This is a genomic window from Candidatus Poribacteria bacterium, assembly GCA_016866785.1.
Taxonomy (GTDB): domain Bacteria; phylum Poribacteria; class WGA-4E.
The window spans coordinates 68,494-92,479 of sequence record VGLH01000001.1 but is presented as its reverse complement, the minus strand read 5'-3'; the positions used below and the strand labels follow the sequence as shown (position 1 = coordinate 92,479).

Annotated in this window: 20 protein-coding genes; 9 read left to right on the top strand and 11 right to left on the bottom strand. The window is 64.7% G+C overall.

Translation table 11 applies throughout. The features are described 5' to 3' along the window. Positions 1 to 8 precede the first annotated feature (8 nt). The 9 genes from FJZ36_00380 to FJZ36_00340 all read right to left on the bottom strand — a co-directional run bounded on the left by FJZ36_00380 (position 9) and on the right by FJZ36_00340 (position 12,024). The gene (locus tag FJZ36_00380) at positions 9 to 2,264 is read right to left on the bottom strand and encodes a tetratricopeptide repeat protein (protein ID MBM3213363.1); all 2,256 of its coding nucleotides are present in this window, start codon (positions 2,262 to 2,264) and stop codon (positions 9 to 11) included. After that, positions 2,261 to 2,893, bottom strand: coding sequence for a bifunctional nicotinamidase/pyrazinamidase (gene pncA / locus FJZ36_00375; GenBank protein MBM3213362.1), 633 nt, complete (start codon positions 2,891 to 2,893; stop codon positions 2,261 to 2,263). The genes FJZ36_00380 and pncA overlap by 4 nt, the downstream gene beginning before the upstream one ends. After that, positions 2,890 to 4,368 (bottom strand): nicotinate phosphoribosyltransferase, encoded by a 1,479-nt coding sequence (locus FJZ36_00370; GenBank protein MBM3213361.1) that lies wholly within the window; start codon positions 4,366 to 4,368, stop codon positions 2,890 to 2,892. Before FJZ36_00370 ends, pncA begins: the two co-directional genes overlap by 4 nt. A gap of 35 nt (positions 4,369 to 4,403) precedes the next feature. Next, positions 4,404 to 4,877, bottom strand: a complete 474-nt coding sequence (locus FJZ36_00365; protein MBM3213360.1) for a Rieske 2Fe-2S domain-containing protein — start codon at positions 4,875 to 4,877, stop codon at positions 4,404 to 4,406. A 191-nt stretch (positions 4,878 to 5,068) separates the two neighbouring features. Further along, positions 5,069 to 6,373, bottom strand: a complete 1,305-nt coding sequence (locus tag FJZ36_00360) for a hypothetical protein (GenBank protein MBM3213359.1) — start codon at positions 6,371 to 6,373, stop codon at positions 5,069 to 5,071. Next, complete coding sequence (locus FJZ36_00355; protein ID MBM3213358.1) at positions 6,193 to 7,461, bottom strand: exo-alpha-sialidase; 1,269 nt, start codon at positions 7,459 to 7,461, stop codon at positions 6,193 to 6,195. Before FJZ36_00355 ends, FJZ36_00360 begins: the two co-directional genes overlap by 181 nt. A gap of 81 nt (positions 7,462 to 7,542) precedes the next feature. Next, entirely contained in the window at positions 7,543 to 8,373 is an 831-nt protein-coding gene (locus FJZ36_00350; GenBank protein ID MBM3213357.1) for a PIG-L family deacetylase, read from the bottom strand. A 12-nt stretch (positions 8,374 to 8,385) separates the two neighbouring features. Beyond that, a complete protein-coding gene (locus tag FJZ36_00345; protein MBM3213356.1) occupies positions 8,386 to 11,238 on the bottom strand; it encodes a tetratricopeptide repeat protein in 2,853 nt (950 codons plus the stop codon). Positions 11,239 to 11,271: 33 nt separating this feature from the next. Then, on the bottom strand, positions 11,272 to 12,024 hold the full coding sequence (locus FJZ36_00340; protein MBM3213355.1) for an SIMPL domain-containing protein: 753 nt from the start codon (positions 12,022 to 12,024) through the stop codon (positions 11,272 to 11,274). A 201-nt stretch (positions 12,025 to 12,225) separates the two neighbouring features. Between FJZ36_00340 and FJZ36_00335 the strand changes: the two genes are divergently transcribed. The 6 genes from FJZ36_00335 to FJZ36_00310 are packed head-to-tail and all read left to right on the top strand — an operon-like array spanning position 12,226 to position 19,303. Further along, positions 12,226 to 12,753 carry a hypothetical protein gene (locus tag FJZ36_00335; protein ID MBM3213354.1) on the top strand — a complete coding sequence of 176 codons (528 nt, stop codon included), beginning with the start codon at positions 12,226 to 12,228 and terminating at the stop codon, positions 12,751 to 12,753. A 21-nt stretch (positions 12,754 to 12,774) separates the two neighbouring features. Then, positions 12,775 to 14,604: an excinuclease ABC subunit UvrC gene (gene uvrC / locus FJZ36_00330; GenBank protein MBM3213353.1), complete on the top strand. Its 1,830-nt coding sequence runs from the start codon at positions 12,775 to 12,777 to the stop codon at positions 14,602 to 14,604. 31 nt (positions 14,605 to 14,635) lie between these two features. Next, the gene (locus FJZ36_00325) at positions 14,636 to 16,216 is read left to right on the top strand and encodes a YibE/F family protein (protein MBM3213352.1); all 1,581 of its coding nucleotides are present in this window, start codon (positions 14,636 to 14,638) and stop codon (positions 16,214 to 16,216) included. Then, positions 16,216 to 17,400: a YibE/F family protein gene (locus FJZ36_00320; protein ID MBM3213351.1), complete on the top strand. Its 1,185-nt coding sequence runs from the start codon at positions 16,216 to 16,218 to the stop codon at positions 17,398 to 17,400. Before FJZ36_00325 ends, FJZ36_00320 begins: the two co-directional genes overlap by 1 nt. Further along, complete coding sequence (locus FJZ36_00315) at positions 17,397 to 18,440, top strand: tetratricopeptide repeat protein (GenBank protein ID MBM3213350.1); 1,044 nt, start codon at positions 17,397 to 17,399, stop codon at positions 18,438 to 18,440. The genes FJZ36_00320 and FJZ36_00315 overlap by 4 nt, the downstream gene beginning before the upstream one ends. Continuing rightward, positions 18,254 to 19,303, top strand: coding sequence for a sugar phosphate isomerase/epimerase (locus FJZ36_00310; GenBank protein MBM3213349.1), 1,050 nt, complete (start codon positions 18,254 to 18,256; stop codon positions 19,301 to 19,303). The genes FJZ36_00315 and FJZ36_00310 overlap by 187 nt, the downstream gene beginning before the upstream one ends. A gap of 1 nt (position 19,304) precedes the next feature. Here the strand turns inward: FJZ36_00310 and FJZ36_00305 are convergent, their stop codons facing one another. Then, a complete protein-coding gene (locus FJZ36_00305) occupies positions 19,305 to 19,973 on the bottom strand; it encodes a hypothetical protein (GenBank protein ID MBM3213348.1) in 669 nt (222 codons plus the stop codon). A 96-nt stretch (positions 19,974 to 20,069) separates the two neighbouring features. Beyond that, positions 20,070 to 20,765, bottom strand: coding sequence for a bifunctional nuclease family protein (locus tag FJZ36_00300; protein MBM3213347.1), 696 nt, complete (start codon positions 20,763 to 20,765; stop codon positions 20,070 to 20,072). Here FJZ36_00300 and FJZ36_00295 point away from each other — a divergent pair. From FJZ36_00295 to FJZ36_00285, 3 genes are read left to right on the top strand one after another with little or no spacing between them, the layout of a single operon-like run. Next, a complete protein-coding gene (locus tag FJZ36_00295) occupies positions 20,759 to 21,898 on the top strand; it encodes a PLP-dependent aminotransferase family protein (GenBank protein ID MBM3213346.1) in 1,140 nt (379 codons plus the stop codon). The genes FJZ36_00300 and FJZ36_00295 overlap by 7 nt on opposite strands. Further along, positions 21,895 to 22,950 (top strand): glycosyltransferase family 9 protein, encoded by a 1,056-nt coding sequence (locus FJZ36_00290; GenBank protein MBM3213345.1) that lies wholly within the window; start codon positions 21,895 to 21,897, stop codon positions 22,948 to 22,950. Before FJZ36_00295 ends, FJZ36_00290 begins: the two co-directional genes overlap by 4 nt. Further along, positions 22,794 to 23,978: a glycosyltransferase family 9 protein gene (locus FJZ36_00285; protein MBM3213344.1), complete on the top strand. Its 1,185-nt coding sequence runs from the start codon at positions 22,794 to 22,796 to the stop codon at positions 23,976 to 23,978. The genes FJZ36_00290 and FJZ36_00285 overlap by 157 nt, the downstream gene beginning before the upstream one ends. The last annotated feature ends 8 nt before the right edge of the window (positions 23,979 to 23,986 follow it).

Sequence of the window (23,986 nt, the reverse complement as noted above, 5' to 3'; positions counted from 1 at the left end):
ACGTGGACTCATTCGGCTCCGAGGTCCTCGTAGAGCCGCGTGTACGTGTTGTAGGCGTGCATAACCTTGAAAATGTGGTTGCGGGTCTCGTCAATCGGTATCTGCTCGATGAACTCGTCTCGATCCGTCACCCCGAACTCAGTCTGCCAGCGACTCATGCGGCCCGGCCCGCCATTGTAAGCCCCAGCGACCAGGTACGGATCGTCGCCAAACTGATCCATCAGTGAACGCAGGTACCAGCTCCCGATGCGGATGTTCACCTCCGGATCCAGTAGCATGGACGTCGTGAACGACTCGATCCCGAGCCGCTGCGCGACGACCTTGCCGGTGTCCGGCATGACCTGCATGAGTCCGTAAGCTCCCGCCCACGACTTGACCGTCGGGTTAAACCGGCTCTCCTCGCGAATGGTCGCGGCGATGTAGTGCGGGTCGATGTCGAACTCCCGCCCCTCCTTCTCAATGGCTTCGGGGTATGGCAGCGGGTAGAGCAGTTCGCCGATCTCGATTGGGGGCGCGGTTCCGTTGGATCGCACCTCGGGCAGCGTCGTGAAGCGATACGCGGCGAGGTATGCCTGATACGGCTTGCCCGCTGCCTGATAGGCCGTCACGACGTGGAACGTGTACTTGGCGCGCTGCGACGCGTCGCGCTGCGCGAGCGAGGTCAGTTCCGCGATGGCGGCTCCGTAGTCGCTCAGCGCCTCCATCAGCGTGACTCGGTCGGATACCTGGCCTCGAAGCGTATCCAGCGATATGGCGGACTTCGCGACGACACGGCGCAGTGCCGGCACGACGGACCGTGGTATTCGGCCGTCGGATTCCAGTGCTCCCAGACGCTCAATCGCTCGGTCGACGTAGTAGTAGGTGTCCGCCTCGACGACACGGCGATAGGCGTCTGCTGATTCCGACCACTTGCCGACGCGCTCAGACAGCTTGCCGATCCAGAACCACGCGCGACCCACATGGCTGCTCTTGGGGTGCTGCAATACGAGCGACGTGAGAGATTGGATCGCGGAGTCGTTCGACCCGAGCTTGATCTGGCACCACGCCGACTGCCATGAGGCTTCATCGCCGAACGAGCTCTTGCCGAAGTCGCGCGCGACGCGGGAGTAGAACGCCAACGCGCCGGCGTAGTCGCCTGCGTCCTTCAGCGTCCACGCATGTTCCATCAGGCACTCGACGAAGACATCGGATTTGGGGTAGAGCCGCTCGAGATCGTCGAACACCTTCAGCGCCGTCGTGCGCTTCTGGTCACGGCGCGCCGCGAGCGCCTTCTGGAGCGTCCCGCGAGCTTTGTAGCTGGCTCCCGCCGTCGCGATCAGCTTGGTGAAGACCTTGTTCGCGTTGCCCCAGTCGCGCTCCCGCATGTACGACATGCCGACAGCGTAGCGGGAGCGGTGGGTCAGGTCGTCGCTTCCCGACCGCACGACCTTGTCCCACAGGTCACGCGCTCGAGCGCGCTGACCGTTGTCGTGGAGCACCTGTGCCTGCAGGAACTCCTGGCGACGCGTCAGCTTGAGCGCAGGGTTGGCAGACACGATGCGCTGGAGCTCCTCCACAGCGCGCAGTGCGTGGGCGTCGTTCCCTTTCTCCTCGATGAGCGTCTGAAGCAGGTCGAACGCCTCCGCATGCTTGTCGATGCCCGACAGCGCCTTCGCCGCGCGCACGCGCGCCGACCGTCCCAGGTCTGGATCGTCCGCGATGGACTGGAACGCAGCCAAGCTCTTCCCCGATTCGCCGGACGCTTCATACTCCTCCGCCAGCGCGAACGTGGCAGTCGCGGGCAATGGGAACGCGGGGAAGTCCTGCAAGAGAGAGCGGAGGGCGTCGACTGCCTCATCGTGCCTCTGCAGGCGTCTCAGGCACTCCGCGCGGTAATATCGCGCCATGTCGCGGAGGATGAACCCCTCGACATCGCACCGCGCATAGGCGGCGGCGGCCTCCTCGTAGCGCTCGGCTGAGCGAAGGGCGTTCCCGAACACGTAGGACGCTCTGAGCCGCACCGCTTCGTCACGCGCGCCACGAGCGATCTTGCGGATCGCCTCCTCCCACTCGGCGTCAGGCGATTCTCTGGTTCGCGACTCCTCGACGAGCGATGCAAGACGCCTTTCCGCCGCCCGCTCATCGCAGCCGGATAGCAGCCACACGCCGACCGCCACGCAGACCGCTGCGGCGAACCTTGCCGCCCTCCGGGCCGCGGGCTCGCGGAAAATGCGTGCCACGAACGTGGTGACGTCAGCGCCGTGGCGGAAAACCCTGTCGATCATGCATCACCCGCTGCGGCGCTCGCCAGCTCGATCCTGATGCCCGCCTGTCTCATGTCTTCCAGAGCGCTGTCCTTGTCTCCTGAATGCAACTCGACGGCGCGCGTCGCGTCGACCAAGACGGTCACGTCGAATCCGAGACCGCGCGCATCCATCGCTGTGAACCGAACGCAGTAGTCCGTGGCGAGCCCGACCACATGGACCTGCGTGACCCCCTGCTGCCGTAGGTAGTCTCCGAGACCCGTCGAGTGACGTCTTGCCATGTCGAAGAACCCCGAATAGCTGTCGATTACCGGATCGGTGCCCTTTTGAAACACGTGGCAGATCGGCTCCGTGTTCAGCTCGGAAACGAACTCAGCGCCCGGCGTTCCCTGTACGCAGTGGTCGGGCCACAGCACCTGATGGAACCCGTCCAGTTCTAACGTGTCGCCCGGACGCGCTCCGTGGCTCGACGCGAAGCTCGCGTGACCGGGCGGATGCCAGTCCTGCGTGGCAACCACGAGCTTGTACTGCGGCATGATCGCATTGACGACCGGCACGATTGCATCGCCGTCCGGGACCGCGAGTGCCCCTCCTGGGCAGAAGTCGTTCTGGATATCGACGAGGATGAGTGCGCGCTTCGCCCGATTCACGTCTGGCTCTTCCGTCGGTATTGCCCCATCAGCTCGATGCGTCGTTCGTGCAACGACGCTTCGAGCCCGACCGGGAACTCATGCGGGTTCAGCAGCCGAAGGATCCCAGGATGCAGACGTTTGAGATTCGATGCCGTGTTCTCGCGCGATGCTGCCAACGCCGGTAGGTCGTACACGCGCGACCCGCCGCGAAAGACGGGGATGAGCACGTCCCTGTACGTCGCCCAATGATTGATGCGCCGCTGTCGTGTCGGATCGAACGGATCGACGATTGTGCAGGCTCCGCGCACGGGTCGCCGCACGTCGTAAACGGCGTCTGCCACGTCCAAGCCCTCCTCGGACCGGAAACGCCGCGTCTGAAGGATGCCCGGCGTAGACACCTTCACTGCCTGCTCGGACAGCTTCAGACGTTCGCGCCACGCACCCGACTCATCGCGCACCGCCGTCAGCTTGAGGACCCCGCCCAGAGACCCTTGTCCGTAGCACGTCACCAGCCGCGTGCCGACACCCCACACGTCGACGCGGGCTCGCTGAGACTTGAGGCTGGCAATAGTGTGTTCGTCGAGATCGTTGCTGGCGACGATGATCACGTCGTGGAACCCAGCTTCGTCCAGCGCGGCTCGGGCCCGGGTGCTGAGAAAAGCGATATCGCCGGAGTCGAGGCGGATGCCGGCGAGCCGATGCCCCTCGTCCCGAAGCCGCCTGCCTACCTCGATCGCCTGTCGCACGCCGTCTTGCGTGTTGTAGGTGTCGACCACGAACACGCAGTTGTTGGGCAGGGCGTCGGCGTAGGCGTCAAACGCCGCGAAGTCGTCATCGAAGAACATGACCCATGAGTGGGCGTGCGTGCCCATCGTGGGCACTCCGAACAGACATCCGGCAAGCAAATTGCTCGTGCCAGCACACCCGCCGATGTAGGCAGCCCGGCTCGCGGTCACGCCGCCGTCGATGCCAGGGGCGCGCCGCAAGCCAAACTCGATGACGCGGTCGCCTTCCGCCGCGAGGCACACGCGCGCCGCCTTCGTGGCGATCAAGGACTCGAAGTTGGCGGCGTTGAGCAACGGCGTCTCGAGCAACTGGCACTGGAGGATCGGGCCCTGAATGCGCAGAACCGGTTCGTGCGGGAACACGACGGAACCGTCGGGCGCGGCGTCGAGATCGCAGGAAAACCGAAGGCGACGCAGGTAGGACAGGAACTCCGGCTCGAAGAGAGGAGCGCCGTCATTGCCACGCAGATCGGCGAGATAGTCGGTATCCTCGGCGGTGAACCGAGCCGTCTCGAGCAGATCGACAATCGTTCGCAGCCTGCACGCGACCGTAAAGCCGCCCTGAAAGGGGTTCTGTCGGAAAAAAAGGTGGAACACCGCTTCTCGGTCATGGACGCCGCGCTTCCAGTAGGCGTACGCCATCGTCACCTGGTAGAGATCGGTCAGGAGCGCGAGCGGGCGGCGATAGAGCGATGTGATCGGAGTCATGTGGAGAATCCGGCGGTGTCAGGATTCGGGCGCGCTCAGAACCGGATCATCAGACGTCCGTCAGCCTCGCGAGTTGGGAACACGCGGGCTTCGTAGGGCTCGCCTTCGGCGCAACGCCCTGAGATCAGCGAGAATCGTAGTGTATGGTCCGGGCACTCGACAAGCAGCCCTGGCTCCAGCGTGCCTTCGCTGAGTGAGCCCCCCATGTGGGGACAGATGTCGCCCAGCGCGTAGCGGGCGCCGTCCGTGGAGAAGATTGCGATTGGCGTCCCACGGATGGTGACTCGTCGGACCGTCTCGGGCGGGTAATCAGCGACGGGCCCAATATCGACCCATGACTCGCGCCGTCGGAACCACGCCACGTCATCGTTCCTGATCGGTATCGACGGCAGCCAGCCCAAGCGCCGAGAGCGTCGGCAGCTTGTTGCGGATCGCGCGAACTCGGAACGGAATATCGGCGACGAACCGCTGGCAGAAATCGCGGACGGCGCGCAAGTCAGCCTTGGAATCGCCGGTCGGGCGAACGCGGTAGATGGTCAGGCACTGTCGAAGCGTTTCTGGACTCAACGTGTCCGGCGTTGCGTCCTTCCACACGGCAACGAACCAGGCATCCGCTTCGTCTTTGATCCATTGAAACGAGTAGCCAGCGACCTCGTGTGTCTCGCTCACCCGCCAGGTCATCGTCGGTTCCCGACTGGAGTCATCGCCGAATGAGGCTGTAGACGACAGCGCCGGTGGAGATGGCGCTCAAGATCGCCATCCAGTTGATCGTGAAGCGCTTGGACACGCGGACGACATCGCCGGGGTAGACCCAGCTCTCAGTGGACGTTTCCTCCAATGCCAACCGATCCACAGAGCCTCTTGCCCGGATCACCTCGATCGACTTCAAGTCGGCTTCGTCCAAGATCGCTCCACCTGCGAGCGACAGGGCTCGCGCGACCGTGATCGGTCCACGCACGCGCAGCATGCCTGGATTGTGGACGTAACCCAGGACGCTGATCTCCTCGACTCGATAGGCGTTTGGCACGTAGAGTGTGTCGCCGCTGCGCAACGTGGGGCCCGAGTCAGAACCTTCCCAGAACCGCTCGGAGCCGCCAACCGGTTCCACCGAGCCGTCGCGCCTCAGAACCACAAAGTCCGAGACGCTTCCCTTCTCATCGACGGGCCCGCCGGCGAGACCGAGCGCGTACCGCACGGAGACCGGACCAGCGACATAGTAGACTCCGGGCGTCTGCACATTCCCGGTGACGCGGATCGACGACCGCGCGGCGACCACGATGGCTGTGCCGTGTCGCACAAGCGTGTCGGGTGACAGCGTTGCATCCACGGTGGAGGCTTCCTCCCCGACGGCAATGACATGCACTCTTGTCAAGTCCGCGACATCAGGCACGCTCCCTCCTCCGAGCATGATCGCACGCTGGACGTCGATCTCGCCCTCCGCGAACTCGTAGCGTCCGGGAGTGCGAACCTCTCCTCCGACGTACACCTCGTTGGCGCGTGGCACTGGCACGACGACCACTTCGGCGTCCGCCAGCTTCGGGGTCAGCCCCTCGCGCAGCAGGGCTTGCAGCTCCGTCAACGTCCGTCCAGCGGCGATCACGTTGCCCACGACGAAGTATACGAACGTGCCGTCCCGTTGGACTTTGACCTCCTGGGAGTATTCCGGACGGTTCAGCACCGCGATGCGCAGGGAGTCGCCGGGCATGATCCGATACACATCCGTGTCCGCCGCGAGGGTGTGACTGATCGCGATCGCCCACACGAGACTCCACGCGAACACCAGCCGGTTTCGCTGCCGATGGAACATCGCCGCAGCGGAGGGGTTCATCGGCTGCCGTTCGCCCCGGTCGGGCTCAGCAGTCGAGCGCTCAGCCGCTTCCCGAGCACGAAGTGCTTGCGATCTGGGTACCATAGGAACCGATCCTCGCCGTCCATGAAGTAGCTCGGGTAGCTCGCCGGTTCGACACGCCGGCTCGGGCCCAGCACAACGCCGTCCGTGTCGCATAGGAGCCGTGGCGTGCCGAAGCGAAGCGGCTGATGGTCGTCCGGCGCGTACGTTGCGGCGGCGATCCACGAGGGGCGTCGGTTACGTCGATAGTCCGTCGGATTCGTCCCGCCGAACGACGTACCGTCGTTGTTGTTGAACAGCAGGAAGTACCCGCCGTCTCCCGTCTCGTACAGCGGCGCTGGCGAGATGGGATTCAGAACGAGCTCGCCGCCGTCCTGATACCGGAGCGGCTCGGGATCAGACCATTCGGCGCCGTCGCCAGTCCCGATGGAGTAGGCGAGATACCCGTTGAGCGTTCGCATCGCCGTCAGCAGCCTGCCGTCTGGTAGTCGCACGGTGGCGGGTTCCTGCGCTACGGAGATCGACGGCGCATCGCGACTAGCCACGCGCAGACCATTCGGGGCGTCGGGCAGCGTCGTCATGCGTATCTGCGATGGATCCGTCTCGGTGAGGATGTTGTCGAATCGCCAGAACCACACTTCGCTGTCGATGTTCAGGAGGTTTGGGCTGCCGGTTCCCCAGCGCGTCCATCCTTCCATCGGAACGCCGTCCGCGTTCAGGAAGCTCTGGAAGCACGCCACCCAGTTCACGGGCACAGCCGGATCCGGATGGTCGAGAGCCCCGCGACCGATGCGTAGGTGGTCGAACGGCTCGGACCAGGTTCGCCCGTCGTCTTCGCTGTAGCGGAACCGAAGAATGCCGGTCGTGTCGTCGCGGCAGTCGGTAATGCCGATGTTCTTGTTGCAGAAGAGGTAGATTCTGCCCAGGTCCGGGGCTTGGATGAAGAACGACCAGCTCGCCAGACCGGTTCCCGGTCGATCCGACGCCGATGCCCCGTCGATGACTACAGGCGCAGACCAGGTCCTGCCGCGATCCCCGCTGCGGCTGACGACGATCCTCTGGTCTGGGTGGTTCTCGTGTGTCGACATGGTCCAGGTCGCGAGAAAAGTACCGCGCGGGGTCGGCGTCACGATGATCTGCTGGTTCTCGCTGTCCCGCTCGAACTCTCCGGACGGTCTGTAGACCACATAATCCGGGCGAGTGCGGTTGACCTCGGTCGCATAGGTCGGGCAGGGATCCGGCATCGGGATGTCCTGACAGTTTCCTGTTCTAGCCGTGAACGCGGACGCCGGTTCAATTCGGAGTCGCCGGTCAGGGACAATCTATCACGCGCGAGCATCTGGGAGCATCGGGAACAGCGTGCGCATGTTGTCGTCAGTCAGCGGCGACCCGTACTCGCAGGGCTCGAACGCCTCCGCGAAGCGGAATCGACCACCCTCCTCTTCGCCGTAGAGCTTGACGAGGAGATCGCGGTACTGGTCGGCGCTGCTCCGTCGGTTCCATCGCTCCGCGAGCCACTGTCTCCGCTCTGCCTCGTCCTCCGGAACTTCAGCGAGATATCCGCCGTTGTACGGGAGCCACTCGTAGACCTGCGACGTATGACAGTGGAGCATGTCCAGCTTGCGCTCGACGACTTCGTCGATGCCGATCGCCACGGTCGGCTGGAACGGCAGCGGCTTCTGGAACCCATCGGAGACGTAGGCGATCACCGGGTTGTAGTTGAGATGGCGGACGTCGGCGCAGATGTTGGGCACCGTGACGAGGTACGCCGAGTCCTGCACGAGCACGGAAGCGTACCGGTGGTCTGGATGGTAATCCCATGGTCGCGGCGTCAGAACGAGATCGGGCTCGAACTCCCGGATGATGCGGATGAGTTTCCTCCGGTTCTCCAGTGTCGGTTCGAGCTCGCCGTCATGGTTGTCGAGCGTGATGTATTCGATTCCGGCGACGTCGCCAGCCCTCCGTGCCTCCGCCGTGCGACGCTGCGCCAGGATGGCTCCACCTTGCTCATGGTGTCCCGCGTCGCCGTTCGCGACGGACACGAACCGCACACGGTGCCCCATCTGCGCGTAGAGGATCGCCAGACCGCCAGCCTTGATGTCGCAGTCGTCGGGATGCGCGCCGAACACCAGCAGACCGAGGCGATTGCTCTGCATCGCTGTCTCCTGTCAACGGTTCATGCGTGCCGTCGCCTGCGTTCCGCCGAAGCCAACGGGCGATGAAGCACGCACAGTCATGGTGTAGTGCTCCCGGATCGCCTGCCGCTCCAAGTTCAACTCGGGTGAATGGCGGCGGACATCTCCGGTGATCGCCTGCGCCGCCTCGTCCGCCTTGAACCGCACATAGCGCGCTTGGTGCTCTGCCGCGCGGCTCGAGTCACCCATTCCGCGGTAAGTCAGCATGAGATTGTAGTGAGCCGTCAGGTCCTCCGGGTCGACTTGGAGCGTCCTCCCATAGTACTCAGCCGCCTTCTCGAAGTCACGCATGAGGAAGTGGACCTTGCCGAGCTCGTTCAGGATCGTCTTGTCACGCGGGTACTGCTTGGCGGCGATGCCGAACTCCGCCAGTGCCTCGCGGAATTCGCCGCGCGTCCGATGCGCCTGACCCATGAGCACATGGGCTTTGGCGCGATGGGGGTTCGTTGAAGGGGTGGCATCCAGCAGACGGATCGCCTCACGGAGATTGCGCTCTGCGGCATCCAGATCGCCTTCCCGAACCTCGGCTCTGGCGACGTTCACCCAACCGTCGGCATACTCGGGATCCATCCGCGTGACCAGCTCGAACACCGTCCGCGCGTTCTTCAAATCGCCCTGCAGGAACAGGCCGATGCCGTAGTCGTTCCAGCGTTCGCGCAGTTCCTTCGAAGTCGCCGTCCGAGGAGCGACCGCCGGTGCGTCTGCAGGAAGCACGCGGATCGTCTTGGTGTCCTCGGCAACCGTGATCACCGGCAGATTCGGGATGGACTTCACTACGCCAGCGACACCGGACGTGTCGCCCGTGAACGACCACGTACGGTCGTCGTGGTGCAGGTCGTAGCTCCCGTCGCCATTGGACACTCCTGCATAGGCGAAGTTTGTGTTGTATCGGTCGAACTTGCGGTAGTGCAGACGGGCGGTCAGAGCAATCGTGTCACCGGCATCGGGGGGAATATCGAGGCGGAAGTGGACCGTATCCGCAGCGCCTGGCGGTATTCCGCGTGCGTAGAGCACGGTCCGAGCCGCCCACGCATTCCGCTTGTTGATGACGTTCCCGCGTGCGTCGAGCATGACAGAGCGATAGAAATGAGCACCTCGGTCTACGCTGCCGTCGGGCTCGATCCCGCCAGAATGGAATACGGTTCGACCACGGTTGTCCTTTGCTTCCAGCTCGACCCACACGTCGAAGGCGTCGAATGTGCCACCTGGGAACCGATGACCGACGCCTCGTGTTCGGACGACGACCGACATGCGCGCCGAATCGCCGCGACGGATCGCGGCATCAACAGCCCCAAGCGGAGCGATGATCTGGCTGACATCCACGGTTGACCCGCCGGATGCACCGTGGATCAGCCCCGACTCGTCACCGCTGAGCGTGAATGCCATCGGGCCCGATCCCGCTGTGGAGCCATCGACCGCCTGTTCATCGGCTCCGATCACCATGCCGAAGATATCCAGCGTGACGATCTTCGACTTGAGGAACTCCTCGGTTGCTTTCAGTTGGTCGGGCAGGTCCCACGCGTAGGGGAGCGCCGTGTTCGCGGCTGGGAACCGGTGCGAGTGCACCATCCCCTGGATGTTGCCCTTGTCCTTCGACGGCACGAGCGGCATGTGGCAGTCGCCGCAACCCTTGGGCGTCGGAGGGTAGTAGAACGACATCGCCCCCTGCCCGGAGACGCCGCTCGACTGCCAGGCGTCGTACTCGTTGAAGCCTCTCACCCAGCGGAAGTGGTTCACGGGTTCATCGAGATGCACTTTGTGGCAGCCTGAGCAGAACTCAGACGTCTGCTCCGTGTGGAAGTCCTTCAGGAAGGTCTCGCGATGCGGCGCGGGGTCCAGATGGACGACGAAGTCGTGCAGCGCTTTGAGCAGCGGATTCGAGGTCTCTGCGAATCGGTGCATGGTCGGGTACTCGTACACCATCCCGCCGTTGCCCATCGTGTTCTTGACGTGGGCAATCGAATGGCAAGCAGAACACCCCAGTCCTGCGTGCGCTTCCGGCGTATCGAGCTGTTCGACGATGGGACGGGTCCATCTGCCGGTGAGGAGCACGGCGGGATCGTGGCAGCCTGCGCACCACTTGGAGCCCTCGATGCCCTGGACCTCCTGCATGTAGGTGATTGAGCGGCGGTACCACTGGTTGTTGAACGACGACAGTCGATGCGCTGATTCGCGCCATTGCGCCGTGATGTCTGGATGGCAGCTGCTCGCGCCGCATTGCTCGGATTCGAGGAAGAACGACGAGGGAATGAACTTGCCGTCGGATGTCTCGACGGACGATGGGAAGAAGGGGCTCTCCGTGCCCGCGGCATTCTCGCCCGACATCGACTCCGGGGGTAGCTGGGGGTTGCGAACCAGCTCGGAGCCGTAGAGAGCCCCGGAGTTGTTTGCGGGTTTGGAAACGGAAGTCGGTAGCGCCCGTAGAACGAGAGCGAGCACGGCGACTACGCCCACCGCCATCGCGACGCGACGACGCCACTCGGACGAGACGACGAGCGGCAGCAGCAACGCGCCGGCGGCAAGGGACCCCGCATGGGCCCACACGATCCATCGATGGGGCTTCGTCGCGCCGAGTACGACGATGGCGACGCCCGAGATCACGCCCACAGCGAGCAAGACGCCGGTCGCCCGGCGAAGGACGCCCGGTCCGCGCAGCAGACGCGCCAACGGAGGAAGTCCCAACACCAGAGCGACGCCCGACAAGCCCAGGTGCAGCAGAACGTTCGCCACGTACAGAGCCGTGGGATCGTTCCGAGCCCACAGATACACGCTGTTCAGTGCCAACACCGCACACGCCGATGCCAGCCAGACGTGACGCCGAACCATCCGTCGCCTCCCTATCCACGCAGTGCGCCCACCTCACCGAAGCGTGAATCTCGCGTGCACGGTCGTCATGACATCCTTCTCGATGGTCGATGTGTCGTACCGCCCGTCTCCCGAAACATCCGTGGAGAGTGGCGGCAGCACCTGGATCACCCCCGCCGACACGGACTTCATCTTCCCGAGCCGCGATCCGCCGTTCTCAGCAGCCGTCTGAGCACGGCGCCGCGCATCCTGCACCGCCCCCTTCAGGAGCTCGACTCGCAGGTCCGGCAGCTCCGTGTAGTAGTACTCCAAACCTTCTGTCCAGATCACCAAGCCTTGCTCCATGAGCTTCGTGATGTCTTGCGCGACGTGGGTCGCCAGCGGCACGTCCTTCGTTTCGAGCGTGATCCGTTGGCGGAGCAGGTACTCCCCGGGTCGCGTCTGCCACTCCTGACCGACTCGAACCGTTTCGTACTGCTGCTCGACGGACACCGGCGCGACGGTCAAACCCTCGTCCGTCACGCCCTCGCCTTTCAGATAGGCGGTCACGACCTCCAGGTCGGATTCCATCTGGACGGTCGCGGCTCTCAGGTCGCGACCCGTCGTCTGTCGAGTGAACGATGCCGTCCATTTCGCTACGTCCGACGTGATGCGCTGCTTGGTGGACCCGGTCACGGACAAGGTATCCGGTCGCACACGGACCCGATAGAACGTTATCGCCAGCACGACCACACTCAGGAACATGCTGACGCCGAGAACCAGACTGACAGCTACCCAGGTTCCACTGCGCGAGTTGTCGCCGTTCATATCTCGACCTTCCCAGACAGCCGCGCAACGCCGTCCATATGCGGTCGGCGCGAGCGCTCATTAGCTATCAGCATAATACGCCGGGAGTGCGTCTGTCGAGCTCGCCGCATGCTTCGGCGCTTTATGAGCCACAGCCAATAGGGTTCTTTGACCGCGTTGCCGACTGCGCTATCATTCGCTCACCTCGAATCGGGGAATATCGTGGGGGTAGTCGTCTGGTTCATGGTCGGGGCTCTGCTGTCGGCCGTCGCAGGAGCGGTCGGCGGGCTCCTGCACCCATGGGCTGGATGGGTCGCCGCCGTCGCCGCGGGATGCCTCTGTTCTGCCATGTCGTCGCGGGTCGCCGCCGCCGCTGGAGCCGCCGCTGTGTCAGGAGTCTTGGGTGCGTGGCTTGCGCCGTCGGCGTTCTGGGGCGGCACGGCAGGGCTGGGAGGCACTGCCGTCGTGTGCGCGGGCATCGTCGCTCGACGCGTCGGCGAGACTCGGTTCCTCGTGGAACGTCCCGCATCCAGACGCGGACGGACCTCGCGTCGCCAGGACACACCTGAGGACCAACTGCCGTCAGGGACGAGTGCGCTGCGCCCTCGAGAGATCGAGACCGTGATGCGCCTTGCCGACACCGATCCGCGTGTCTTCCAAGACGCCCTGAGGAGCCTGACGCCGGAGCAGCGAGAGCAGGTTCGGCGAGCGCTTGCCTCTCGGCGTGCGACGAACCAACGAGCGGATTGAGCGAATCAGGGAGACCGGCTCTTGCCCTTCGATCATCTCGCCGACACTTTGGCGAAGCTGCCTGCGAGCCCAGGCGTCTACCTAATGAAGGGCGAGGACGGCACGGTCTTGTACGTCGGAAAAGCCGCTTCCCTGCGCAGCCGCGTGCGCAGCTACTTCCAGCCGAGCGCCAAGCCCCACGGCACGCTCATCGCGATGATGCTGCCGCGCGTTCACTCGATCGAGATTCTGCACGCCAACAGCGCCGTCGATGCCCTCATACTCGAGAACAATCTCGTCAAGCAGTACCAGCCTCGCTACAACATCAAGCTCAAAGACGACAAGCGGTACCCGTACATCCGACTGACGGTTCGTGAGCCTTTTCCCATGTTGTCCGTGACGCGCAACACGGAGCGTGACGGCAGTCGCTACTTTGGGCCCTTCGTGCACGCCCGCGCGACCCGCGAGACGCTCAAAGTGCTCACCAAGGCGTTTCCAGTGCGCACTTGCGCGCTGGAGCTCTCGGCAATCGGCAACGACTACCGCGTTTGCCTCGACCATCATCTGGGCAGGTGCCCGGGACCGTGTGCGGACCTGGTTACGGTCGAAGACTACGCACCGCTGGTCCAGGGAGTCATGATGTTCCTGAGCGGCAAGACGGATCGGTTGCTTGAGAGCCTGGAGAAACGCATGGCAGACGCGGCGCGCTCGCTCGACTTCGAGGCGGCAGCGAGGCTCCGCGACCAGATCCGCGATATTCGCCAAGCGACCGAGCTCCAGCGCCTCGATTCCGCCGCGGGTCAGGACTACGATGTCATCGGAACCGCCATCCGCGACGGGCTCGCCTGTGCCCAAGTGCTCATGGTGCGAGACGGAAAGCTGGTGGAGCGCGAGCACTTCTTCCTGACCGATGTCGAAGGCGAGGAGACGAGCTCCGTCGTCGCCGCGTTCGTGGCGCAGTACTACGCGGATGCCTCCTTCGTGCCGAGCACCATCGTGCTCATCGAACCGGTGGAGATGCAGGACACGCTCTCGGAGTGGCTCACGCAGAAACGCGGCGCGCGCGTGACGATCCACGTGGCACAGCGCGGGCAGAAACGCGAGATGGCGGGACTCGCGCAGAGGAACGCAGCGACGATCCTCGAGCAGCGCGCCGCCAACGTCGTGTACAGCGCGGGCGAGCGACCGGAGCTCCGCGAGCTGATGGAGATCATGAACCTCGACACGATCCCGCATCGGATCGAGGCGTACGACATCTCGAACTTCGGCGGGGACATCATCGTGGGGTCGATGGTCGTGTTCGAGGACGGCGAGCCCGCCAAATCGGAATACCGCCGGTTCCGAGTGAAGGACGTTCAGGGCCCCGACGACTACGCCGCGATGCGGCAAGTCATCTTCAGGCGCTTCACGCGCGGCATCCAGGAAGGCACGCCGATGCCCGACGTGATCCTCATCGACGGTGGGAAGGGGCAGCTCAACGCCGCCAGCGAGGGACTCGCCGACGCCGACTACGCGCGGCAACCGCGATTCGGCGTCGCCAAGCGTTACGAGCATCTCTTCCTGCCGGACGCCGCCGACGCGATCATACTGCGCAAAGACCATCCGACGCTGCACCTGGTCCAACGCATCCGCGACGAAGCGCACCGGTTCGCCGTGAGCTACCTCCGACGCCTGCGCGATCGACGGATGAATACCTCGATCCTCGATGAGATCCCGTCCATCGGCGACCGACGCAAGCGCGCGCTTCTCTCCCATTTCGGCGACGTCGAGTCGATCCGCCACGCATCGCTCGACGATCTGCTGTCGGTCAAGAGCATCACGCGACCCGTGGCGCAGCGCATCTTCAAGCACCTTCACAGTCACCGGGACTAGGGCATCCGAGCCGCGCGTCCCAGGGGAACCCATGTCGGGCGATCTCACCTACTCATGGCGCGTCAAATGGATCGCCTCGCTCGTGCTCCTCGTCGCGTTCGCGCTTTTCGATGTGCGTCTCGGACGGTACGCGGAGGCAGTCCAAGAAGGGAGCCTGACGCGGGTCATCTGCGTCGGTCAGGTGGTCGATATCGACAGCGGCGACATCTTGAGGCTCAACGACGGCTCCGCGCTGATCGGAACCGTGGTCGAGTCCGACATGGATGGCGGGGTGACGTTCCGGCACGCCGACGGAACCATCGCGAAGCTCCGGCGCGGACGGGCTTCGGGTGATGTCCAGCGGATCGACGAACGCCAGGATCAGATACTGACCATGCGGCTCCTGACCTGGCCCGCCGAGATGCGCCAGCGGGGTCAGGACTTTCGCGGCACGACGGCGGTCGTCGGCAACACCTTCCAGGGCAGACCCTTCAGCGACCGCGTTCTACGCATCGGCGACCGTCTGTTCGTCGATGTGCCCATGAAACGCGCCGACCGAATCGAGCGCGTCGATATCCGCGAGTATTTCCGAACTCAGTTCTTGCTGCGCATGGTCGCGGCGTTGTCAATCGCCACGGTCCTAGTGGGTGGCGTCAAGGGGATCCTCACGCTGGCGTCGCTGGCTTCATCGCTTCTGTTTCTACTCGGCGTGCTCGTCCCCGGAGCTCTCGGTCATACGGGTCGCGCCGCCGCGAACGCCGCGTGGCTCGTGGGCACCACCGCCGTCTTGCTGGGGATCGGATGGCTCGTTGCCCGCGTGCTGTCCGACGGATTGGCGGAGACGAAGCGCTGGGTCGCGGTGCACTCACGCCGGATCGCGACATGGGCAGTGACGGGCGCAGCATTCGCTGCACTCGCGTGGGGCTCCATCGCTCTTATCGGGAACCGACCCGTGCCGCTCGCGTTGGTCACTGCCCTCATGGTGACTCTCGTGACCTTCGTGCTGGTGACGGGCTTCAGCGCAAAGGTCGTGTCGGGGTCGCTGGGGGTTATTGGCGGATTGGTCGTCTGTGCGGTCATCTCGCTGATCGCCAGTCGATTGCTCGCTTTCACCGGCATGGCGGTCGAGCTCGGGTTCCTCGAACTGGGAACCGTGCTCTACCGACAGCCGGAGTCTCACGGTTGGCTTTATGTCGACCTGTTGACCGCCGGACTGATCATCGCCGCGCTGGGAGCCATGATGGACGTCAGCATGTCGGTGACTTCGACGATCCACGAGGTCAAGCGTGCGAATCCGTCGATCTCGGCGATGGAAGCCATTCGCGCCGGATACAACGTCGGCAAAGACATCATGAGCACGATGACGGACACGCTGATCTTCGCCTTCATCGGAGCCGACCTGGTGTTCATCGTGATGCCGGGGCTCGTGTTCCCCGGGGCTGGACGGCTCTACCCATTCATGCGAATGCTCAACAGCGAAGAAACAGCGGTCGAGGCTGTCCATGCGATCATGGGAACCATGGGGCTCGTGCTGGCGATCCCCGTCAGCGCGGCAATCGCGGGGGTGCTGGCTTCGCGCTCGCGCTCAGACGCGTCGCCGACCGATGAAACGCGCGGATTGAGGGAGACCTGATGTCCCTCAAGCGTTGGCAGAGCCCGATCGCCCTGCTCGTCGTCTTCGTGCTGACGCATGCCGGCTACGTGGCGGTCAACCGGAGGTCTGCGACGATCAGCGAAGAGCGAGACGAGAACGGCAACATCGTCGCGGTGACCGAGTACGTCAAGGGACGCGTGCTTTCGGTCGTCCAGTCCGTTCCCACAGGAGAGACAAACGTCGTGGAGCTGTTCGACGTTGAGCTCCTTGGAGGGTCGTTCAAGGGCGAGCGAGCCCTGTTTCGGAACTACCTGCACCCGCAGGGGTTCCCCATGCTGAACGTGAACGCGGGGGTCGGAGACGTCATCCTGTGCCGAGTCGGCGGCTCCGTGGGCGAGGTCCGCATTCTGAGCGCGCGCAACCTGGTTCAGGACTACAGCCGCGACGGCTTCATCGTCGCGCTCCTCGGCATCCTCATCGCCGTGGTCATCATCGTCGGCAGGGGCACAGGCATCCGAGCGGCGGTGACCATGGTGCTCAACGGCGTCATCCTCTACTACGTGATGCTGCCCATGATCCACCGGGGGTTCGATCCGGTATGGACGATCGTGCTGACCTGCGCTCTGATCTCGGTCCAGTCGCGGCTGATCGTCGCAGGCTTCGGACGCAAGACCTACGCGGCGATCCTGGGAACCATCGGCGGCGTGCTGATCGCCGGTGTCGTGGTCCTCTTCGCGCAGAGCGAGCTGCGCTTCACCGGCATCGAGCGCGCGAACGCCGTGGACATCATCGAATCGCAGTCGGCGTCCTATCTGGACTTCGCAGGTCTGCTGATCGCGGGCATGCTGATCGGTCTGCTGGGGATCGCCAACGACGCTGCCATCGAAGTCGCTTCGGCGATGGAAGAGGTGAGCTCCGCGAATCCAGGTCTTGGCATTCCTCGGCTGATCGAGGCTGGCATGAACGTCGGAACCGATATCCTCGGCACGATGGTGAACACCGTCATCTTCGTCTACTTCGGTCTGCGCCTGCTTGTGGTGCTGGCGGTCGTCGGCACCGACGTTATTCCAGCCACGGGGATGGAAATCCTCAGCCTGGGTGCGATCGCCTCCGAAATCGTGCGCATCATCGCCGGCACCATCGGGCTAGTGGTGACGATTCCGCTGACCGCCGCGATATCGGGTGGATTCCACGCTCTCGCAAGGCGAAGGGCTGTCGCATGAGCAACGGTCGCCGCGCGGCGTTCGCCGTGGAAGCCGGTCTGCTGGCGCTTCTCATCGGCAGTCTGTCAGGACGCATCGCGTTCGACCGCGGAGCCTGGCTGTGGCAACCAGCAGAGCTGTCTGCCGATATCGCCGTCGCAGACGCCGCGTTTGACGCCAAGGACCTCGCCAAAGCGAGCGTTCTCTACGCCGAATCCATCGCTCGGAATCCCGAAGACTCCCGGTCCCAGGTCCGGTTGGCGTTCACTCTCCACCGCAACTCTTGGAACGAGAGCGCCCTGCACCTGCTGAACCAGGCGCTGGGGCGCGACCCGGCGATGATCGACGCGCTGCTGCTTCGGGCGCGGGTTCTCCGGGACGACGGCGAATCCGACGCCGCTGTTGCGGACTACCAACGAGCCCTGTCGATGCAGCCCGACAATGCAGAGGCGCTCTACTACCTCGGCACGACCTACCAGGCGTCGCGCGAGATGACCTTGGCGGCGGAGTCGTACCTCGCGGCAATCGCCGCCGATCCCGAGCTGACACGCCCTCCGTTTGAAGACCTGCCATTCGGCATCCAGGCGCGCGTGCAACTGGGCAGAGCGTACCGGCAGCTCGCGACTGCCCAACTCGCCGCAGGAAACCGGGAAGACGGCGCGGAGCTCGTGGAGCTTGCGATCGAGGAGCTTCGGGAAGCCGTTCGGGAAATCCGGCGAGCCGAGCTCGCAGCGTCTGCGGAGACCGAAGCCGAACTCGTCAGCGCGTTGCGGCAGCAGATCGGTTTGTTGCGACGAACCGGCGATCCGAACAGTGGCGCTGTACTCGCAGCGCTCGAAGAGATCGTGAAGGTGGACCCGACGGACACTGGCGCATGGGTCGACGCCGGCATGGTCCGCTATCGGAACGCCCGGACGCGGGCGGAGCTCGAGCTCGCCGTGCGGGCTTTTCAGCGCGCGGTGGAGACGGATCCGTTGGATCTCGACGCGCAGACGGCGCTCAAGGAAGCGCGCGACACGCTCGCGCTGCCGGAAGAGCAGTTGATCGAAGCGTTGCGGTAGAGAACGCCCATCGAGTCGTCCGCGCCCGGACACGTGGTGACGGGCCCATACAGAGGAGACGGACCGTGAAGCTTGGAATCCGTGGACCGATCCCCGGCAGCACACTGCGGGAGCGAGCCGAATCCCTACGCCGAACGGGATACTCCGGCATCGAGCTTGGCGGCGAGTACCTGTCGAGAACCGCCGACGACCTGCTTGGCGAACTCGACGGCACCGGCATCGAAGTGACTGCCATCGTCGGATCCATCGCGCTCCTCGCGGCAGACCCCAAGGCGCGCGCGTCGGCTGTGCCGACCGACCGGGAACGCGTCGTCATGGCGAAGCGGCTCGGGGCGGAATCGATCATCGAAGTGCCTGTGTTCGGACAGCCCAAGTTCGACGATTTGCCCGACGGCACGTCGGCACACGCGTACGGAACCGACCTGCTCGTCGCCCAACTCAGCGAGCTCGCACCCGACCTTGAAAAGCACGGCGTCGATCTCATCCTCGAGCCCCTCAACCGCTACGAGACCCGGTTCATGAACCGACTCGAGCAGGCGGTCGAGGTGATTGACCGCGTCGGTTCGGGTCGCATCAAGATACTCGCCGATTTCTTCCACATGCAGATCGAGGAGCGTGCCATCGCCGACTCGATCCGTAGAGCCGGAGCGCGCGTCGGGTACGTACACCTGGCGGACAGCAACCGCCTTCAGCCGGGAGCCGGGCATACGGATTTCCGGGCGGGATTCGATGCGCTCAAGTCGGTCGGTTACGACGGCTGGTTGACAATCGAGAGCGGGCTGGTGTCGCCCTACCACCAGGACGAGCAGTTGGTCGCCGCGCGCGAGCTCATCTCAGCGACGTGGGCATCGGCATCGTCGTAGGTCAGCGCGGGTCTTGCGGCGTCTCAGATATCGCCGCTCGGAGCCTTTCGATCTCGCGATCGACCAGTCGATCCGACGCGGATCGCGGAGCCGTCGACGACACGCGCTGGCGCACCGTGTCGCGGACCTCGGCGCGCGCCTCCTCATGCAGCGCGGCGTCGCGCGAGCTCTGCAGGAGACGCCTGGCTTCCGAGATGGACGTCGATGTGACTTCGCGAGTCATCGAGCTCTTCAGTTGGGCGGTGCGCTGCCGGACTTCCCAGGTTCGCTGCTCCTGCTCGACGCGCTCGATTTCGAGTTTGTAGGTCTCGATGGCGTCGAGCAGTCCCTGAACGTGAGCTCGGAAGGCGTCTACCTGCTCTGCCAGTTGTGTGTGGACCTCCATCGCGTGCAGCTTCTGCTCCACGTAGCGCCGCGCAGAGGCGTCGCTTCCGCTGCGAAGGGCGGACGACGCTGACGCCTCCAGTCGCTCGACGGTGACGGTCTGCTCATCGAGCGCTCGCTCGAGGTCGCGCTTCTGGCGTATCATGTCGGCGGCTTGGATCTTCGCGTCGCGAAGTTCGGCGTGCAGTCGGGCGAGGAGTTCCTTCAGCTGCACCTGCGGGTCGGGCGGCGGTGCCGGCATGAGCAGTTGGCGGAACTTGTCGATGAGGAGCTCAACTAGGCTCATCAGCCGATCTGTTCTTCAGGGGTAGACCGACAAACGCCCGGAGTGGAGTCGGATCGAGGCTCCACAGGAACGGAGCCACTGGGCAGCGCAGGGCGGTCAGACCTTGAATTCCTCATAGGATTCCTCGTCGAGGGACTCCAAGGTATGCTTGAGGGCGTACTTGTCCATCTCTTGCATGTCGGCTTCGGTGATCGCCGATTCATCCATCACGGACGGCTCGACGAAGATGGGCGCCTCCATGCGGAGCGCGAGAGCGATCGCGTCGCTCGGCCGGGCGTCGATGTCCAGCCTTTTGCCTGCAGCCTCGACCTCGATCCGTCCGTGGAACACGAACTCTTCGAGCGAGTGGACCGTCACCGAAAGGACGCGTGCCTCAAGGGTCGAGAGTATCGTCGCCATCAGGTCGTGGGTGAACGGCCGCAGAGGCTCTTTTCCCTCGATCTTGAGATAGATGGCGTTCGCTTCGGGCAAGCCGATCCAGATCGGGAGCAAACGTCGCGGGGGAGCCGCGCCGGCGTCGCCTTCGGGTTCCTTGGGAACCTGGGGGCCCATCTCGCGGAGAAACACGACAGCGAGCTGCGCGCGCGGATCGTAAGAGATGAACGCGACTTCAACGGGCAACATGGCAGACCTCCTAGACCGCAACAACGCACGCTGGCACTCGTCGGCACGCGGAACCCGAGCGGCGCAGGCGAGGTCGTCACTCGCAACTATACCACAACCGTCCTCGACCTGAAAGAGCCCGGCATTCACGGGACCGCGTGAAAGCATAAGGAGACGACTCGATGTCATCCCTCCGCGAGATCAACTTCACCGGCGGCATGCCCGATCCCGACACGTTTCCGGTGGAAGGGCTGATCGGTGCCACAGCGCGAGCCTTGCGCCGCGTCGGTGGCAAGACGCTCGTCCGCTACCCTGGGGACCACGGCGATATCGAGCTGCGCCGCGTGGCGGCAGATCGGTTGGCGTCGCGTGAAGGCACTCGAGTTCCTACGGACGACATCGCCATCGCCAGCGGATCCATGCAAGCCATCGACCTGGTGATCCGCGCGTACGTCAAGCCCGGCGACACCGTGATCTGCGAGGAAACAACCTACATGGGAACGCTGGGGGCTCTGCGACATGCCGGCGCGCGCCTCGTAGGAGTTCCCGTCGACGGCGACGGCATGGTGACGTCCGAGCTCGGCAAGACGCTGGCGGGCCTGACGGCTCGCGGCGTCCATCCGGCGCTCATCTACACGGTTCCGACGAACCAGAACCCGACGGGCGCGAACCTGTCGAAGCCTCGCCGCCGAGAGCTCGTCGAGCTCGCCGAGAAATACGATGTGCTCGTCTTCGAGGATGACTGCTACGCCGACATCCACTTCGAGGGTGAACCGATCCCGAGCATGTACGGGATCGCGCCGCAGGGATGCGTGGTCCACGTCGGCACGTTCTCGAAGGTCGTGGGACCCGGCATGCGGCTCGGATACCTCATCGCGCCGCCTTCGCGCATGGTGCCGGTTCTCGCCGGGCGGTTCGACGGGGGAACGAGCGCGTTCGCCAGCATCGTCCTTGCCGAGTACCTGCGCGACCATCTGTGGGGCCACATCGCGACGACCAACTCGGCAGTTCGCGCGAAACGTGACGCGCTTGTGGCGGGGATCCGCCGGTACGTGCCGGACCTCGCTTCGTGCATTCCGCCGTTCGGCGGCTTGTTCGCTTGGGTGCGCGTGCCCGATTCGACCGACATGGACCGCCTGATGGCGGAATTGGCGCGCCTGCGCGTGCTCTGCACTCGCGGACGCACGTTCCACGTCCAGGAGCAGGACATACCATATGTCCGGTTCTCGTTCGGGTATCCGACACTCGACGAGATCGACGAGGGCATGCGGCGCTTTGGGCAGGCGGTTCGGGCATCGGTTCCGTCAGCCGCCGTCTTGTGACGCCGGGACGCAGCCCGCGCATCTACGTCACGCAGACGGGCGGCTGGATCGGCGACATGGTGCTGATGGGTCCCGCGTTGCGCGCCTTGAAAAAGCGCTTCCCGGGCAGCCACGTATGCCTTCACGTGCGATCTCACGTTGCCGACATGATGGCGTCCCACCCATACCTCGATGAGGTGCTCGCGTGGGACAAGGATGGCGCGGAGTCGGGTTGGCGCAGCACGTGGCGCTGGCGCGAGCAGTTGTCAGCCGGCAGGTGGGACATCGCGGTCGTGGCTCATCCGACGAGCGTCCGGTCGGCGGCGCTGGCGTGGGCGAGCGGTATCCCGGTTCGCGTTGGCGGCGCCCGCGTCGGCTGGAAGCCGATTCTCACGGCGACTGTGCCCGATGCGGGCTGTCACGAGCGCGATCGATATCTGCGCATCGTCGGATTGGCTGGCGTGCCCCCGGTTCTCGACGAAGAGCGCCAGACGTTCTTCTGGCACACGGCGGAGCACCGACTCGAGGCTGCTGCGTTCCTGAACGCCCGTCGCGGCAGTCCTCATAAGCCGCTCATCGCGATGAACCTCGGCACAACGTGGCGGTCGAAGGCGTGGCCCGTCGAGCGCTTCGCAGACGTTGCGCGGCACGTCGCCCGACAAGGCAACGATGTCGTCGTGACCGGAGGGCAGTCGGAGCGAGCCGCCCGCGATGCGTTCGCCCAGTCGATGGCAGACGTGCCGTTCATCGACGCCGTCGAAGCCGGGGACATTTTCGTCTTGGGAGCCCTCCTCGAGGCATCCGACTGCTGCGTGACGGCGGATTCGGGTCCCATGCACATCGCGGCGGCTGTCGGTACGCCGGTCGTCGCGTTGTTCGGGTCCACTAGCCCGAGTCGCCATGGTCCTGACGGCGAATGCCACGAGGTCTTCTACGCTCGGCTCCCGTGCGCTCCGTGCTACGAGCGCGATTGCCCGCTGACACGCAACCGTTACGGGTGCATGGACGCCCACAGCCCGCAGGCGGTCGCGGAAGCCGTCGGGCGCATTCTCGGCACGAGTCAGCCAGTCTGAGGTGCGCCGTGGATCGTGTGCTGTTCATCCGACCCGACGGCATCGGCGACATGGTCTGTGCCCTGCCCGCGTTCACCGCCGTCCGCGCAGCCCACCGCTCAGCGCACATCGCCGTCCTGGCGAGTCCGTTGAACGCGCCCATCCTGGAACACAACCCCGACGTGGACGAAGTGCTGATCTATGATGCGCGCGGAGGCGACCGGTCCCTGCTCGCGCGGCTGCGATGGATGTCGCGAGTGCGTCGCATGCGGTTCACCTGCGTCTTCGCGCTCCGCACGGCGACGGACACCCACGCCATCGCAGCGGCATCCGGTGCGCCGATGCGTGTCGGCTATGCGGACAAGCCCTTCCATCCGGCGTTCACGCACTCCGAGCGCCTTGGGAACCGACCAGGATCGATCCGGGAAGTCGAGCGCAACTTGCGACTGCTCGCACTGGTCGGCGTGTCTGCGCGGGCGGCGGAACCGCAGATGCCGCTCTCGTCAGGCGAACGGGCTGCAGCCGATGAGTCTCTGGGAGCCCTGCGCGGTTCGGACGCTCCGTTCATCGGCGTCCATCCCGGAGCCAGCTCGGATGACAAACGGTTCCCGGAGTCACGGTACGCGGACGCCCTGAACGCGGCGACCGGCTCGTGGGCAATCGCGCCTCACGTCTTGGTGTTCTCCGGTCCGGGCGACGAAAAACGCAGCCGCGAACTGGCGTCGCGTCTGTCATTGTCGTCCACGGTTCTCGCCGGACTGTCGCTCCGCGAGATGGCGGCAGTCGCGTCGCGCTGCCGAATGATGGTCGCCAACGACTCGGGTCCGATGCACATCGCCGCCGCCGTGGGCACGCCTCTGGTAGCGATCTTTGGGCACACCGACCATGTGCGATGGATGCCTCAATCCCCGACCGCCCGGCTCGTGAGGGCGGACTCGTCCCAGCCTGACTCCATTCCCCTGCGCCCAGGCATGAGCCTGGTCGAGACCATCCCCACGGCGTGGGTGGAACGGGCGATCTCCGAGCTATGGAGGCACGTAGGAACCTGATGGCGTGT